This is a genomic window from Burkholderia sp. LS-044, assembly GCF_004803625.1.
GTDB classification, from domain to species: Bacteria; Pseudomonadota; Gammaproteobacteria; order Burkholderiales; family Burkholderiaceae; genus Burkholderia; species Burkholderia cepacia.
Window position 1 is genome coordinate 662681 of record NZ_SSWO01000002.1, and the last position, 15766, is coordinate 678446.

Annotated in this window: 7 protein-coding genes; all 7 read left to right on the forward strand. The window is 71.3% G+C overall.

The window, feature by feature from the left end; genetic code table 11:
- Window positions 1-38: 38 nt before the first annotated feature.
- The 7 genes from E9536_RS08180 to E9536_RS08210 are packed head-to-tail and all read left to right on the forward strand — an operon-like array spanning window position 39 to window position 15757.
- Window positions 39-6020 carry an SDR family oxidoreductase gene (locus E9536_RS08180; RefSeq protein ID WP_136469676.1) on the forward strand — a complete coding sequence of 1994 codons (5982 nt, stop codon included), beginning with the start codon at window positions 39-41 and terminating at the stop codon, window positions 6018-6020.
- A complete protein-coding gene (locus E9536_RS08185; protein ID WP_136469677.1) occupies window positions 6017-10027 on the forward strand; it encodes a cytochrome P450 in 4011 nt (1336 codons plus the stop codon). Before E9536_RS08180 ends, E9536_RS08185 begins: the two co-directional genes overlap by 4 nt.
- Before the next feature lie 20 nt (window positions 10028-10047).
- Entirely contained in the window at window positions 10048-11484 is a 1437-nt protein-coding gene (locus tag E9536_RS08190; RefSeq protein ID WP_136469678.1) for an NAD(P)-binding domain-containing protein, read from the forward strand.
- On the forward strand, window positions 11481-12197 hold the full coding sequence (locus tag E9536_RS08195; protein WP_124532085.1) for an ABC transporter ATP-binding protein: 717 nt from the start codon (window positions 11481-11483) through the stop codon (window positions 12195-12197). Before E9536_RS08190 ends, E9536_RS08195 begins: the two co-directional genes overlap by 4 nt.
- A complete protein-coding gene (locus E9536_RS08200; protein ID WP_124544170.1) occupies window positions 12197-13603 on the forward strand; it encodes an FtsX-like permease family protein in 1407 nt (468 codons plus the stop codon). The genes E9536_RS08195 and E9536_RS08200 overlap by 1 nt, the downstream gene beginning before the upstream one ends.
- 52 nt (window positions 13604-13655) lie before the next feature.
- Window positions 13656-14435 (forward strand): outer membrane lipoprotein-sorting protein, encoded by a 780-nt coding sequence (locus tag E9536_RS08205; RefSeq protein ID WP_034190065.1) that lies wholly within the window; start codon window positions 13656-13658, stop codon window positions 14433-14435.
- Window positions 14432-15757: a hypothetical protein gene (locus E9536_RS08210; RefSeq protein WP_136469679.1), complete on the forward strand. Its 1326-nt coding sequence runs from the start codon at window positions 14432-14434 to the stop codon at window positions 15755-15757. Before E9536_RS08205 ends, E9536_RS08210 begins: the two co-directional genes overlap by 4 nt.
- Window positions 15758-15766: the final 9 nt, after the last annotated feature.

The following is a 15766-nucleotide window of genomic DNA, read 5'->3' on the forward strand; positions in this document are numbered from 1 at the left end:
CTGCCCGTAATGACAAGTTCTCGATAGGCAGGCGATCCATGTCGAATACCAGCATGCGCGGCAAGCTCGTTCTCGTGACGGGCGGTGCGAAAAACGTGGGCAAGGCAATCTGCAGGCGTTTCGCCGAGCAGGGCGCGCACGTGATCCTGAATTTCTTCCATTCGCTCGACGCGTCGAAGGAGACGGCCGAGGAACTGCGCGCGCTCGGCGCGACCGTCGACGTGATCCGTGCGTCGGTCGCGCAGCAGACGCAGGTTGACCGGATGTTCGACGAGATCGAACGGCGCTACGGCCGCCTCGACGTGCTCGTCAACAATGCGGCGTCCGGCGCGCTGCTCGGCGTCGACGAGATCGGCGCCGAGCATTTTGATCGCGCGCTCGACACCAACCTGAAAGGCGCGTTCTGGTGCGCACGCCGCGCCGCGGCGCTGATGGTGCGTTCGGGCGGCGGCGCGATCGTCAATGTGTCGTCGGTGGGCGCGACGCTCGTGCCCGCGAACTATCTCGTCGTCGGCACCGCGAAGGCGGCGCTCGAATCGTTGACGCGCTATCTCGCGGTCGAGTATGCGGGGCGCCAGATCCGGGTGAACGGCGCATCGTCGACGCTGATCGACGGCGACGTCGCCGCGCAGTTTCCGGACCCGGAGAACACGAAGCGCTCGAGCATCGCGGCGACGCCGCTGAAGCGGCTCGCGCGCGCGGAGGATCTCGCCGATCTCGTCGTGTTTCTCGCGTCGGATGCCGCACGCTGGATTACCGGACAGGTGGTCGTCGCGGATGGCGGGTTGTCGCTGTGCAGCGAGGGATTGTCGCCGCGCGCCGAATGGGCGAACGCCGGGCAGGATGCGGGCGCCGCCGCGGCCGTCGCGCAACCGGCCGCGCCGGCCGACGACGCATCGGAGCGCGACGCACCGGACAGCGACGACATCGCCGTGGTCGGCATGGGTCTCGCATTGCCCGGTGCGAGCGATCCGGACGCATTCTGGCGCGCGCTGCTGGACGGCCCCGAGCTGTTCGGCAACGTGCCGCCGGATCGTTGGGACTACCGGTCGTTCTACTCGCCGGATACGTCGGCGGAAGACAAGAGCTACCAGTCGCGCTCGGTCTTCATCGAACAGTTCGAGCCGTGCTCGACGGTGCGCGCCGAACTCGACGCCGGCACCGCGCCGCGCGAGCTCACGACGCTGTGGCTGCGCCACGCACTGTGCCAGGCGCTCGACGGCGTGACGCTGCGCGATGCCGACCGCGTCGCGTTCCTGGTCGGCTACACGGCGGACGGCAGCCAGCATCTCGAGGAAGGCATGGTGCTGGCCGCCGCGCGCGAGCGCCTGAACGCGGTGCTGGCCGACGCGGGCGTCGACGCGGCCGAGCGCGCGCGCCGCGTGGCCGCGATCGATGCGGTGCTGAGCGCGCGTTATGCGCGCGGCGCGGGCGATCTTGCGTCGTTCTTCCCGCATCGGGTCGGCCTGAATGCGATGAAGGGCGTGCTGCCGGACGACGCGGAGTACATGATGGTCGACACCGCGTGTTCGTCGTCGCTGTATTCGATCGATCTCGGGATCAAGGCACTGCTGCTCGGCAAGCAGGACGTGGTCGCGTGCGGCGGCGCATTCGCGCTCGCACCGCGCGGCTCGATCCTGTTTTCGAAGCTGCACGGGCTGTCGCGCAGCGGCGAGGTGCGGCCGCTCGATCGCAACTGCGACGGCGTGCTGTTCGCGGACGGCGCGGGTGTCGTGATCCTGAAGCGCCTGACGCGCGCGCGGGCGGACGGCGACCGCATTCTCGGCGTGCTGAAGTCGTTCGGCTCGTCGTCGGACGGGAAGGGCAAGGCGATCTACGCGCCGAATTCGGCCGGCCAGCGCATCGCGATCGACCGCGCGTATGCGCGCACCGCGACGGTGCCCGCCGACGTCGACTGGGTCGTGGCGCATGCCACCGGCACGCCGGCCGGCGATCTCGCCGAATTCCAGAGCCTGCGCGATGCGATCCGGCGCGATCGCCCGGTGCAGGTGACTTCCAACAAGTCGCTGGTCGGGCATACCGGCTGGGCGGCCGGCGTCGTATCGGTGATCCAGGTGCTGCTCGGTTTGCGCCATCAGGTGATTCCGCCCCAGCATCGCTTCAGCGAACCGCCGCCGGAATTCGATCTCGACGGCACGAACCTGCGGATCCCGGTGGCACCCGTCGAATGGCCGGCCCGGCGCGATTCGGCACGCGTCGCGGCGGTGTCCGGGTTCGGCTTCGGCGGCACGAACGGCCACCTGATCGTGTCGGAGTACCGCGCCGATCTGCCGGCCGGCGGCGCGAGCGGCCGCTTCCAGCGCGAACCGCTGGCGATCGTCGGGTGGTCGGCGAAGTTTCCCGGTCTCGACGGCGACGCCGAGGTCGCGGCCTGGCTGCGCGGTGAAGGCCGCGCGCCGGACGCGAGCTTCGGGATCGGCTATCCGCTGCCGAGCTTCGCGCGCGTGAAGATGCCGCCGGCCGTGTTGCGCGCGCTCGATCGCTGCCAGCTGATGGCGCTCGATGCCGCGCACGACCTGCGCGAACGTCTCGGCACGTTCTGGGGCGAGCATGCGGACACGATCGGGCTCGTGATGGGGCACATGGGGCCCACGCGCAACGCGGCGCTATATGCGAGCCGCTGCTATCTCGACGACATCGCGGCGGCGGTGCTCGACGCGACGCTGCCGGACGAGCGTGCGACGACCGAACGCCTGCTGGACGGCCTGCGCGAGGCGACGCGGCGGCTCGTCGCGCCGACCACCGAAAACTCGTTTCCCGGGATGATGCCGAACGTGATCCCGGCGCGCGTCGCGAATTATCACGATCTGCACGGGATGAACATGACGGTGGACGCAGGCCACGCGTCGACGCTCGCCGCGTTCGAGGCGGCCGAGCGTTTCCTGTGCAGCGGCGAGCTCGACATGGCGATCGTCGGCGGGATCAACGGCAACGCCGCGGAGGAGGTGGGGCCGGCATTCGGGCTGCCGCTCGCGGAGGGCATCGTGCTGTTCGCGGTGACGACCGTGCGGCACGCGCAGGCCGAAGGGCTGCCGGTGCTCGCGGTGGTCGGCGGCGGCGACGCGCGGGCCGCGGTCGAGCCGGCCGCGCCGTGCGATGCGACGGGCCGCGCGGTCACGTATGCGGGCGCCGATGCGGCGATCGACGTGCTGCGCGCGATCGTTGCGCGTACCCCCGACGTGACGCTGGCGCGCGACAGCGGCGGCGACCGGCCGCGCTATGCGCTGCACGTCGCCTGCGAGCCGGCCGCCGCGCAGGCGGCCGCCCCGCGCGAACCGCAAGCCGGAGCCGGAGCCGTGCCGGTGCAGGCCGTGCAGCCTGCGCCTGCGCCGGTTGCCGCGCCCGTCGGGCCCGGTACGTTGCTGCCCGGCGCGTTGCGCCGGACCGGCGTCGCGGCCGACGGCGAGCCGCTCGGCGTCGCACGATACCGGATCGAATGGCGGGATGCGCCGTGGCGGCCCGCGGGGCGGTCGACGCCGTTCATCGCGCCGCGTTGCGTGATCGTCACCGACATGCCGGAAGCGCTCGCCGCGCAGGCCGATCCGGGCCCCGGCTGCGTGGTGCTGTCGACGCGTCCGTTCGCCGCGAACCGGCCGGGCTGGCACTGGATCGAGCGAATCGACGAAACGGTACTCGCCGGGCTGCCCGACGACATCGGCCACGTACGCGTGCTGACGTCGCTCGATGCCGGCACGCTCGCGCCAGGCGCCGCGGCGCCGGCCGCGCCCGCGCGGCTCGCGCTGCACGATCTCGCGTTTCTCGCGATCAAGCATTGCCATGCGGCGCTCAAGCGCGACGGCAGCTTCGTCGTGCTGCTGCTCGATGCGCTCGCGGGCGAGGTGCCGCATCCGGATGCCGGGCTCTACACCGGTCTCGTGAAGGCGCTTGCGATCGAGATGCCGGAAGCGCGCCCGGTGGCCGTGCTGACCGACGCCCGCTCGCTGCCCGACGCGCTGCGCGATGCCGAGCGCGAAAGCGGCGCACAACACTGGCTGCCGGTCGTCGCGCTGGGCGGCGGGCGTCGCCGCACGCCGCGCGTGATCGAGGACGCGGGCGAGCTGCGCGCGGACGAGCGCCTGGCGCTCGGGCCCGACGCGGTCGTCGTCGCGGTCGGCGGCGCCCGCGGGATCACCGGTGAACTGATGAAGACGCTGGCCGCGCATGTGCGCCCGACGCTGTACCTGATCGGCAGCAGCGCGCTCGACGAGGTCGATGCAGACCTGCTCGCGATGGACGACGAGGCGTTCGCGAAGAGCCGCCCCGATTACATCCGCCAGCAGAAGGCACGGCATCCGGAGCGGCCGCTGCCGGCGATCATCCGCGCGTTCGAGCGGCGCGCGGACGCACGCACGGCGTGCATGAACATCGAGGCGATGCGCGCATTCAGCGGCGCGCATCGCGTGACGTACCTGCGCGCCGACGTGCTGGACCCCGACAGCCTGCGCACGGCCGTCGACACGATTCTCGCGCGCGAGCCGCGCGTCGACCTGCTGGTCAACGCGGCCGGATTGAACCGTTCCGCGTCGGTGCTCGTGAAGTCGCTGGACGACTTCGTCGCGGTGCGCGACATCAAGGTGCGCGGCTACTGGAACCTGCGCGACGCGTTCGGCGCCCGGCAGCCGCGCCTGTGGTGCAACTTCGGGTCGTTCATCGGCCTGACGGGCCAGGCCGGCGAAACCGACTACGCGTCGGGCAACGACTTCCTGAACACGCAGGCGTCGTATCACCGCGCGGCGCTCGGCCACGACGAATTCACGATCGGCTGGACGCTGTGGCGCTCGGTGGGGCTCGGCTCGAATCCGGTCACGCGCGCGTTTCTCGAGAAGAGCGGCCTGTTCACGAGCATGCGCACCGCGGAAGGGCAGCATCATTTCATGCGCGAGCTCGGTCTCGGCGAGCGCGCGGCGATGTCCGTGCATCTGGGCGAGGCCGAGCGACGGGCGATCGAGACGCACCTGCCCGGCTACTTCGATCTCGACGACGCTGAAGCGGTGCCCCGCGTCGCCACGCCGCGCGATCCGGATTTCTATCTCGGCCGCGAGCTGGCGCGCACGGACGACAGCGTGACCTTCGAGCGGGTGTTCGATCTCGAGCGCGACGCGTACCTGCGGCATCACGTCGTCAACGGTTTTCCGACGCTGCCGGGCACGTTCGTGCCCGAAGTGGCCGCCGAAGCCGCGCTGCGGCTCGTGCCGGGGCTCAAGGTCGTCGGATTCGCGGACGCGGCGTTCCTGCACTTCCTGCGCGTCTACGACGCGAAGCGGCCGAGCGTGAAGCGCATCCACGCGAGGATCGCCGCGCGCGACGGCGACGCCGTGCTCGTGCACGTGCGGATCTCCGGCGACGTGCTGGCGCCCGCCGGCCAGGTTCTCGTGCGCGACAAGCCGCACTTCGAGATCACCGTGCGCCTGGCCGCGGCCTACGCGCCGGCACCCGTATGGAACGAACCGCCGGGCGGGACGTTTGTGCCCGTCGCCGATCCGTATCACTTCGACGCGGCGCCCGTGAGACTGACCGGCATGTTCGTGTCGACGACCGACACCGGCATGAGCGAAACGGGCAAGCAGGCGCGCTTCCGGCTGAACGTGCCGGACGGCGATCCGGTGTTCTCGCGCTTCGTGGTGCCGAGCATCCTGCTCGACGGGCTCGCGCGCGTGGCGGCGCTCGATCATGTCGCCGGCGACTACATCCCGCTCGCGGCGCCGATGTCGATCGGCCGCATCGACCTGTACGAAGCCGGCAACGACTGCGAGCTGGCCGCCCGCCACGCGTCGATCGCGCTGCGCGTGACGCCGCGCGCCTTCGCGCTCGAAGGGCCGGCGAGCAGCGGCAACCGGTTCGTCGCGGTGCGCCCGGACGGCCGCATCCTGATGCAGATGCGCGACGTGACGGGCATCGTGACCGGCTACGTGCACCGCGTGACCGGCGCGTTCGCCACGCGCGGCGAGATCGACGCGCGGCTCGCCGCGCACGCGGCTTCCGAGCAGGTGTCGGCATGAGCACGAAGCGTCTCGCGCCCGGCCCGCGCGGCAGCGTCGTGATGGGCAACCTCGCGGAATACAAGCGCAATCCCGTCACGATGCTGCTGAAGCTTCAGCAGCAGTACGGCGACATCGCCCGCAACCGGCTGGGCCCGTTCCTCACGCATGCGCTCGCGCATCCGGACGGTGTCCAGCACGTGCTGCAGGACAATCACCGCAACTACGTGCGCGGCCGCTTCTACGACAACTTCAAGATGTTCTTCGGCGACGGCCTGCTGACGACGGACGGCGAGTTCTGGCGGCGTCACCGGCGGGTCGTGCAGCCGCTTTTTCACCGCAAGCAGGTGGAATCGCATACGGCGGCCGTCGGCGACGCGGCGCTCGCGCTCGTCGAGCGCTGGCTGAAGCGGCCCGCGCATGCGCCGTTCGACGCGGTCGAGGAGATGATGCGCGTGAGCCTGCGCATGCTCGGGCTGATGCTGTTCAACGCGGACATCTCGCGGCATGCGGACGAGGTCGGGCCGGCGGTGCGCTTCGGCATCGAGGCGATGATGCCGCAGGGCAACATGAACGATTTCGTGCCGCGCTGGATGCCGACGCCGTTCAACCGCCGGATCGCACGTGCGCGCCGCGGGATCGACACGATCGTCGATGCGATCGTCGCCGAGCATCGCGCGGGACGCTGCGAGACGAGCGACGTGATCGCGCTGCTGCTCGCCGCGCGCGACCCCGACACGGGCGCGCCGCTGACCGAGCGCGAGGTGCACGACGAGGTGATGACGGTGTTCCTGGCCGGCCACGAAACGACCGGCAGCGGGATGGCGTGGGGGCTCTATGCGCTCGCGCAGCATCCGGACGTGCTGCGCCGGCTGCGCGAGGAGCTCGATGCGGTGCTCGGCGGTCGCGCGCCCGCGGCCGACGACATCGCGCGCCTGCCGTATCTGGTGCAGACCGTCGACGAGATCCTGCGGCTCTATCCGCCGATCTGGGGCTTCACGCGCGACCTGGTCGACGACGACGAGATCGGCGGTTATCACGTGCCGGCCGGCTCGTCGGTATTCATGTCGCCGTACGTCACGCATCGTCATCCGGCGCTGTGGGCCAACCCGGACGCATTCGATCCGGAAAACTTCGGGCCGCACGCGCCGACGCGGCACAAGTACGCGTACTTTCCGTTCGGCGGCGGGATGCGCAAGTGCATCGGCTATCAGACCGCGCTGCTGCAGATCCGCGTGCTGATCGCGGTGGTCGCGCAGCACGTCGATCTGAGCGCGGTGCCCGGTCGTTCGCTCGACACGGGCGCGACGATTTCGCTGCGCCCGCGCGACGGTATCCAGCTGGTCGCCCGGCCGAGATCGCGCGAGCACACGAGCGCCGCGCCTGCCGGGCGCGATGCGCGCGTGCCGGCTTCGCGCGGCGCGGCGTGTCCGTTCACGGGTGCGCCGGCCGCGACGGCCGGCGGCGAACGGGCGGCAAGCGTGGCGACGGCGGCCACGCCCGGGCCTGCCGTCGGGCCGACGCTGGCGCCCGACGTGCTGGCGTTTCTGCAACGCGACGCGACGGCGTCCGAAGCACGGCGTGACGCCGGCGTCGACACGGACGACGCACCAACTCACCGCTTCACGTGGCGGCCGGTCGAGATCGAACCGCTGCCGGAACGGCCGGCGGCCGAACTGAGCGGCAAGCGGATCGCGATCGTCAACGGCCTCGGCCGCACGGTCGAGCGCGTGGTGGCGGCGCTTGCGCGCGCCTGCGCGAAGCCGGCGGTGTTCGCCCCGGCCGACGGCGTCGATCCGGCGGCGGCCGCGAACACGTTCGTTGCACAGTCGGGCCCGTTCGACGGGATCGTCGATCTCGGCGTCGAGGCGCCGTTTTCGCTCGACGCGCGCGATCAGTGGGAAGCGCCGCTGCGCCGCACGGTCGCGTTGCTGCAGGCGTGCTACGGCGACTGGGTGCAGGAGGAAGCGACGTCGCGGCTGTTCTATCTCGCGCTCACCTGGCAGGACGGGCTGATGGGATACGGCGACGATGCGCTCGTGCAGCCGCTCGGCGGATTGTGGGCGGGGCTCGCGAAGACGCTGCCGCAGGAACTGCCGAACTGCAACGTGCGCGTGCTCGACATCGCGCCGGACGAAACCGGTCGCGTCGACGGGTTGATCGCACGCGAGCTGTATCGCTGGGGGCGCTTCGAGGTCGGCCATCGCGGCGGGCGCCGCCACACGCTCGTCGCGACCCGCGACGACCTGCCGGCGCAAGCGGCACCCGACTGGGGGCCCGACGACGTCGTGCTGTTCTCGGGCGGCGCACGCGGCATCGGGTTCCTGGCCGCCTGCGAGATCGCGAAGCGGTATCGCTGCACGGTGATCGTCACCGGGCGCGACGCGCCGCCGGCCGGCGACGAGCCGTGGCTCGCGCTCGACGATGCGGGCTTCAGGCGCTACGGGCTCGACCTGCTGCGCCAGGCGACGCCGGAGCGGCCGCCCAAGGCGATCCGGCACACGCTGCAGCAACTCGAACGGCGCCGCGAGCTGAAGGCGTCGCTCGACGCCGCGGCCGCGCTCGGCCTGCCGGTGCGCTACCGGGTATGCGACGTGACCGATGCGAACGCCGTGCGCGCGCTGTGCGACGCATTCGGCGCGCGGTTGCGCGGCGTGATCCATAACGCCGGCATCGACCAGCCGGTGCGGTTGCCGCGCAAGTCCGCGGACGAATTCGTCGGCACCGCGCGCGTGAAGGTGCTCGGCTTCATGAATCTGTACGCGGCGGTGCGCGAGCGGCCGCGTGTCGGCTGCTTCGTCAACGTCGGCTCGCTGACCGGCCGCTGGGGCGGCATGACGGGCGAGACCGACTACGCGGCCGCGAACGAGGCGCTCGCGCGGCTCGGCTGGTGGGCGCGCCGCGATGCGCCCGGGCGCAACGTGAAGACGCTCGTGTGGCCGACGTGGGACGGCGTCGGCATGATCACGAACCTCGCCGTCACGCGGCGTTATGTGACGCCGATGCGCATCGCCGACGGCGTGCGGCACTGGCTTGCGGAACTCGCGCAGCCGGCCACGCCCGCGGCGTCCGGCGGCGGCGAACCGATGTACATGGGCGCCGTCGGCCGTGCGCTGACGCCGATCCAGCTGCGCGGCTTCGATGCGGTCGACGGCTTGCCGAATCTCGGCGAACTCGCGACACGCCGGCACCACGCGGGCGAGCCGCGGCGATTCCGGCCGTTCGCGTTTTTCTCGACGCGCTATCGTGCGGCCAACGCGCCCTATACGCGCGCATTCCGCTTCGGCGGCCGCGCGGCGGTGCCCGTGTCGCTGCTGCTCGAGCACGCGCGCGTCGTGGCCGACTGGGTGGCGCCGCCCGATGGCGAGCGCGCGTACCTGCATGAAGCCGTCGACGTGACGGTCGCGCTCGATGCGCTCGCCGACGCGCTCGACGCCCACGGCGATCTCGCGCTCGACACCGACGTGACCGGCCGCACGGCCGGCGACGGCTGGCACGTGACGGTGCGGTGCGCCTCGCTCGCCGGCCGCGTGCTGCTCGATGCGACGTTCGTGTACCGCAGTCATCCGCCCGCGGGTGCGACCGTGCCGCTGCCGCACGACGGGCAGGACGATGCGGTCCGGCCGGCCACGTGCGCGATCTGGCGCGGCGACCTGCTGCCCGACGCGGACTGGCGCGGCGGCATCGCGCAGGTCAGGGCCGCCGACGCCGATGCGTTGTGGCGCGCGCCGGGCGAGGGCGACGCGCGCGGCGCGGCGCCGTGCCCGCAGATCTGGCTGCCGGTCAATCATCTGGAGAACGTGTTGCGCGTGCTGCTCGGCGCGTGGCCCGCAGACGGCGAACCGCCGCGCACATGGCGCATCGGCGGCATCGCGTTCGGCGCCGCGCGTGCCGCCGACGCCGAATTGCTGCTGTGCTACCCGGACGGCCGCTTTGCGATCGCCGATCGCGGCGGCGCATCGATCGCCGATCTGCGCGATGCGCGGCTGGCCGGCGCGACCGGCACGCAGGCCGCGCCGGTTCTTTGAACGGAAAGGGGAAATCCACCATGACGGAGCGCAACGACGGCGCGCGGTACTGCATCATCGGCGCGGGCGCGGCGGGGATCACCGCCGCGAAGAACCTGCTCGCGGCCGGAATCGGCTTCGACGTGATCGAGCGCGAGGACGACGTCGGCGGCAACTGGTACTACGGCCGGCCGAGCGGCGCGGTGTATCGCTCGATTCACATGATCAGCTCGAAGCGGTTTTCGGAGTACACCGACTTTCCGATTCCCGACGACTACCCGACGTATGCGCGCGGCGACCAGGCGCTCGCGTACCTGCGGGCGTATGCGCGGCGCTTCGGCGTGTACGACCGGATCGAGTTCGGCCGCTCGGTGCTCGAGATCGCGCCGGTTGCCGGCGGCTCGGGGTGGCGCGTCGAGCTGGACCGCGGCGAAGTGCGCACCTATCGCGGCGTGATCGTCTGCAACGGGCATCTGTCGCATCCGCAACTGCCGGACTATCCGGGCCGCTTCGACGGGCTGCAACTGCATTCGTCGCAATACCGCACGCCGGAGATCTTTCGCGACCGGCGCGTGCTCGTGGTCGGCGCGGGCAATTCGGGCTGCGACATCGCGGTCGAGGCGTCCCACCATGCGCGCGCGGTGTTCCACAGCACGCGGCGCGGCTACTACTACTGGCCGAAATTCCTGTTCGGGATACCGGCCGACCAGTGGGCTGAATGGCCGCTGCGGCTGCGCATGCCGCTGTGGGCGCGCCGCTTCTTCGGCGAGCGGCTGCTGCGGCTGACGACGGCCGGGCAGCCGGAGGACTACGGGCTGCGCAAGCCGGACCACAAGCTGTTCGAGTCGCATTTCATCATCAACTCGACGCTGTTCTACCACCTCGGCCACGGCGATCTCGATGCGCGGCCCGACGTGCGGGAACTGAAGGGCGATCGCGTCGTGTTCGCCGACGGCCGCGAGGAGCCGGTCGACGTGATCGTCTACGCGACCGGCTATCGACCAAGCTTTCCGTTCATCGACCAGGCGCATCTGCAATGGCGCAAGCAGCAGCCGTCGCTGTACCTCAACATGTTCGACGCACAGCATCGCGACCTGTTCTTCATCGGGCTGTTCCAGACGTCGACCGGCAACTGGCCGCTGATGGACTACCAGGCGCAGTTGCTCGCGCGCTATCTGCATGCCCGCGACGCGGCGCCGCGCAAGGCCGCGCACATCGACCGGCTGATCCAGCGCGGAAAGTCGGACTGGAGCGGCGGCATCGCGTTCCATCGCACGCCGCGGCACGTGATCGAGGTCGAGCATTTTGCCTACCGGCTGCAGTTGCAGCGGCTGATACGCGGCCTGCCGGCCGTGCCCGGCGCGGCAGGCGCGGCAGGCGCGGATGCGCGCGCCGCGCAGGCAGCGCAGGCAGCGCAGGCAGCGCAGGCAGCGCAGGCAGCGCCGGCGGCGCCCGTGCGCGCGGGAGGTGCATCATGAGCCTCGTGAGCGTCGAACACCTGTCGAAGACCTACCTGCTCGACAGCGTGCGCGTGACCGGGCTCGCCGACGTGTCGGCGACGCTCGAGGCCGGGCGCTTCACCGTGTTGAGCGGGCCGTCGGGCAGCGGCAAGACGACGCTGCTGAACATGATCGGCTGCATCGACCGCCCCGACAGCGGGCGCGTGACGATCGCGGGCCACGATACCGCGTCGCTGTCCGACGATGCGTTGTCCGATTTCCGTGCGCGCCATGTCGGCCACGTGTTCCAGACGTTCAACCTGCTGCCGGTGCTGTCCGCGTACGAGAACGTCGAGTATCCGCTGCTGATGGCGGGCTGGCCGCCGGCGCGGCGCGCGGCGCGGGTGCGCGACCTGCTCGACGCGGTCGGGCTGGCCGACAAGGCGCGGCACCGGCCGAGCCAGCTGTCGGGCGGCCAGCGGCAGCGGGTCGCGATCGCGCGGGCACTGGCGGCCGAGCCTGCGATGGTGCTGGCGGACGAACCCACCGCGAACCTCGACAGCGCCACCGGCCACGCGATCATCGCGCTGATGCGCACGATCCAGCGCGAGCGCGACGTGTCGTTCATCGTGTCGTCGCACGACCCGCAGGTGGTGAGCGTCGCCGACGAGGTGATCCGGATTCTCGACGGCCGCATCGTCGGCCGGGAACGGGCCGGCGAAGGCGCGGCGGCACAGGAGGTGGGCCGATGATCCATACGCTGATGCTCGCGCTGCGCAACCTGCAGCGCAACCGCCGGCGCTCGCTGACCACGCTGCTCGCGATGATCGTCGGCGTCAGCGCGATCCTGCTGTTCGGCGGCTTCAGCCGCGACATCACGCTCGGGCTGCAAACCGACTTCGTGCAGCGCAGCGGTCACCTGCAGATCCAGCGGCAGGGCTATTACCTGTACGGCACGGGCGATCCGGCCGCGTACGGGATCCGCCGCTATGCGGCGCTGATCGACCTCCTGCGGCGCGACCCGCAGCTCGCGCCGATGCTGCAGGTCGTCACGCCGACGCTGCAGTTCGGCGGCATCGCCGGCAATTTCGCGGCCGGCGTGTCGCGCACCGTGATGGGATTCGGCGCGATTCCCGACGACCAGTACCGGATGCAGCAGTGGAACGCATACGGTTTTCCGCTGCGCCCGCGCGCGTTCGCGCTGCGCGGCAGCGCCGACGATGCGGCGGTGGTCGGGCTCGGCGTCGCACGCGTGCTGCACCTGTGCGGGCCGCTGCACGTGGCGGATTGCCGCGATGCGCCGCCGGGGCCGGCCGCGCCCGCCGCCACCGGCCCGGACGCGAGTGCCCCGGCGGACGTGCTCGCGCTCGCGCAGGGCGAGGCCGGCTCGCAGCCGGCCGGCGACGGCGCGACCCACATCGAGGTGCTGACCGCGAGTGCGGGCGGCGCGCCGAACGTCGGCCGCTTCTCGGTCGTGAAGGCGGAGCAGCAGGGCGTGAAGGAGCTCGACGACGTGTATCTCGCGGTGCGTCTGCCGCAGGCGCAGCGGCTCGTGTACGGCGGCGCCGAGCCGCGCGCGACCGCCCTCGAGATCCAGCTCGCGCGCACGGCCGATCTGCCGGCGGCGCGCGCGCGCATCGAGCAGCTGCTGCGCGGCGGCTTCGACGGCCAGCCGCTCGACGTCGTCGATTTCGCGACGCTGAACCCGTTCTACGACCAGACCAACCGGATGTTCTCGGTGATCTTCGGTTTCGTGTTCGTGCTGATCAGCGCGATCGTGCTGTTCGTGATCAGCAACACGATGAGCACCGCGATCATCGAGCGCACGGTCGAGATCGGCACGCTGCGCGCGATGGGCATGCGGCGCGGCGGCATTCAGGCGCTGTTCGTCTGCGAGGGCGCGCTGCTCGGCGTGGCCGGCGCATCGCTCGGCGTGCTGGCGGCGCTCGCGATCGCCGCGGCCGTCAATCACAGCGGGCTGGCCTGGACGCCGCCCGCGCGCATCGACGCGGTCGCGCTGACGGTGCGCGTGTGGGGCGAGTGGCGAACCATCGCCGTCACGTTCGCGGGGCTCGCATGCGTGGCCGGGCTGTCCGCGTGGCTGCCGTCGCGGCACGCGGCGCGGCTGTCGATCGTCGATGCGCTGCGGCACGTATGACGCCGTGCGGATGCGGTCTTTTTCGTTCATTTCACTTTCGGGGAGAGCGCACGTGCGTCGCCTGTTCGTTTCATGCTGTCTGAGTCTTTCATTCCTGGCCGGCGCCGCGCACGCGCAGCCGGCGCCCGATCCGCAGAAGGTGCTCGCGGCGAGCGACGCGATCCGCGCGCCCGCGAAATCGTTCGTGCTGACCGCGACGCTGATCGAGTATCGGTCGGGCAAGCAGGTGGACGGCAATACGTTGTCGATCTATTCGAAGCCCGACGCGCCGGGCGGCGCGTTCCGCACGCTGGTGCGCTTCGTCGCGCCGGCGCGCGACACGGGCAAGCTGATGCTGAAGAACGGCAACGACCTGTGGTTCTACGATCCCGCGAACCAGGCGAGCGTGCGGATCTCGCCCGACCAGCGGCTGCTCGGGCAGGCCGCGAACGGCGACGTCGTGACGGTCAATCTCGCGCACGACTACACGGCCGAGCTGAAGGGCGTCGAGGACATCGCCGACGGCGACCGGCAGACCCGCCGCGCATACCGGCTCGCGCTCACCGGCCACGGCGACGGGCTGACGTACCGCCGCATCGAGATCTGGATCGACGCGGCGAACAACCGGCCGCTGAAGGCGCGCTTCTATTCCGAGAGCGACCGGCTGCTGAAGACCGCGTTCTACCGGCGCTACACGATGCAGCTCGGCGTCGAGCGGCCGACGGAAACGGTCATCATCGACGGGCTCGACAGCAACTGGGTCACGGTCATGCGTTTCTCCGACTACGCGTGGCGCGACATTCCCGATGCATGGCTGCAGCGCGACTACCTGTCCCGCTTCCAGGCGCAATGACGGTGCGGCGTCGATGCCGGGTTGCCGCGCTCGCGTTCGTGCTGCTGCCGGCGCTCGCGCGTGCGGCGTCGGCCGGCGCGGAGGCGACGGGCGGTGCAGGCGGTGCGGGCGGCGTGGATGCGGCCGATGCCGCGGCGCTCGATCTCGCCGACCGGTCCGCCGCGGCGCCGGCCGATACCGCGAAGCCGTGGAAGCTCGACGTGCAGGACGCGTTGCGCGCGAGCCGCTATCGCGACGGCGCGCACGCCGGGCGCAACCAGCTGTCGGTCGAATTCGAGTACGGGCAGTGGCTGACGCCGACGTTCGCCGCGCACTTCTCGATGCGCTTCGACCGCTTCGATCCGCTCGGGACGTCGCGCACGTCGTCGCGCGACGTGACGCTCGTGAAGGAGGCGTACGCCAGCTGGCGCGCGGCGCCGACGTTCGTCGTCGACGCGGGGCGCGTCAACGAGCGGCTCGGCGCGGCGATCGGCTACAACCCGACCGACTTCTTTCGCGCGGGCGCGGTGAGCCTCGACGTGCCGCCCGATCCGGACAGCCGCCACACGAACCGGCTCGGTACGGTCGCGCTGCGCGCGCAGCAGGTGTGGGACACGGGCTCGCTCGCGGCGCTGCTGTCGCCGCGGCTCGAGCGCCGCAGCCTGCCGGGCGATCCGGCCGCATCGTCCGACCTGCAGCGCACCAACGGCGTCGATCGCTGGATGCTCGTCGCGAGCCAGCGGCTCGCCGCGACGATCCAGCCGCAATGGATCGTCTACGGCGAAAGCGGGCAGGCGCCGCAGTTCGGCCAGAACCTGAGCGTGCTGCTCGGCAACTCGGTGGTCGCCTACGTCGAATGGGCGGGCGGCTACCGGCGCTCGCTGATCGCGCGCGCGACCGGCGCGGCCGGCGACAGCGCGTTTCGCACGAGTTCGTCGGTGGGCGCGACCTGGACGCTGCCGATCGACCTGTCGCTGAGTGCCGAATTCCAGAGCAACGGCGGCGGCGCGGACGCGTCGCAATGGCGCGCGCTGCAGCGCGCGAACCCGGCGGCCTGGGGCAGCGCGGTGCAGACGTCGATCGCCGCGCAGGAGCTGCAAACCCGTCACGGCGTGTTCCTGATGGCGACATGGCGCAATATCGGTGTGCGCCGTCTGGATCTGTCGGGTTTCGTGCAGGCCGATCTCGGCGGCGGCCGGCAATACTGGCTCGAGCTGCGGCGGCGCTTCGACCGGTTCGACATTGCGCTGCAGTGGCTGCATCAGGGCGGCCCGTCGTGGAGCCGCTTCGGTGCGATGCCGGAGTCGGCCAGCGTGCAGGTGCTGGGCATTTTCTATCGATGAAGCAAGGAG

What these genes read in the sequence shown, in the direction of transcription:
- E9536_RS08180 (WP_136469676.1), top strand. Translation starts at nt 39, where the DNA reads ATGTCGAATACCAGCATGCGCGGCAAGCTCGTTCTCGTGACGGGCGGT.
- E9536_RS08185 (WP_136469677.1), top strand. Translation starts at nt 6,017, where the DNA reads ATGAGCACGAAGCGTCTCGCGCCCGGCCCGCGCGGCAGCGTCGTGATG.
- E9536_RS08190 (WP_136469678.1), top strand. Translation starts at nt 10,048, where the DNA reads ATGACGGAGCGCAACGACGGCGCGCGGTACTGCATCATCGGCGCGGGC.
- E9536_RS08195 (WP_124532085.1), top strand. Translation starts at nt 11,481, where the DNA reads ATGAGCCTCGTGAGCGTCGAACACCTGTCGAAGACCTACCTGCTCGAC.
- E9536_RS08210 (WP_136469679.1), top strand. Translation starts at nt 14,432, where the DNA reads ATGACGGTGCGGCGTCGATGCCGGGTTGCCGCGCTCGCGTTCGTGCTG.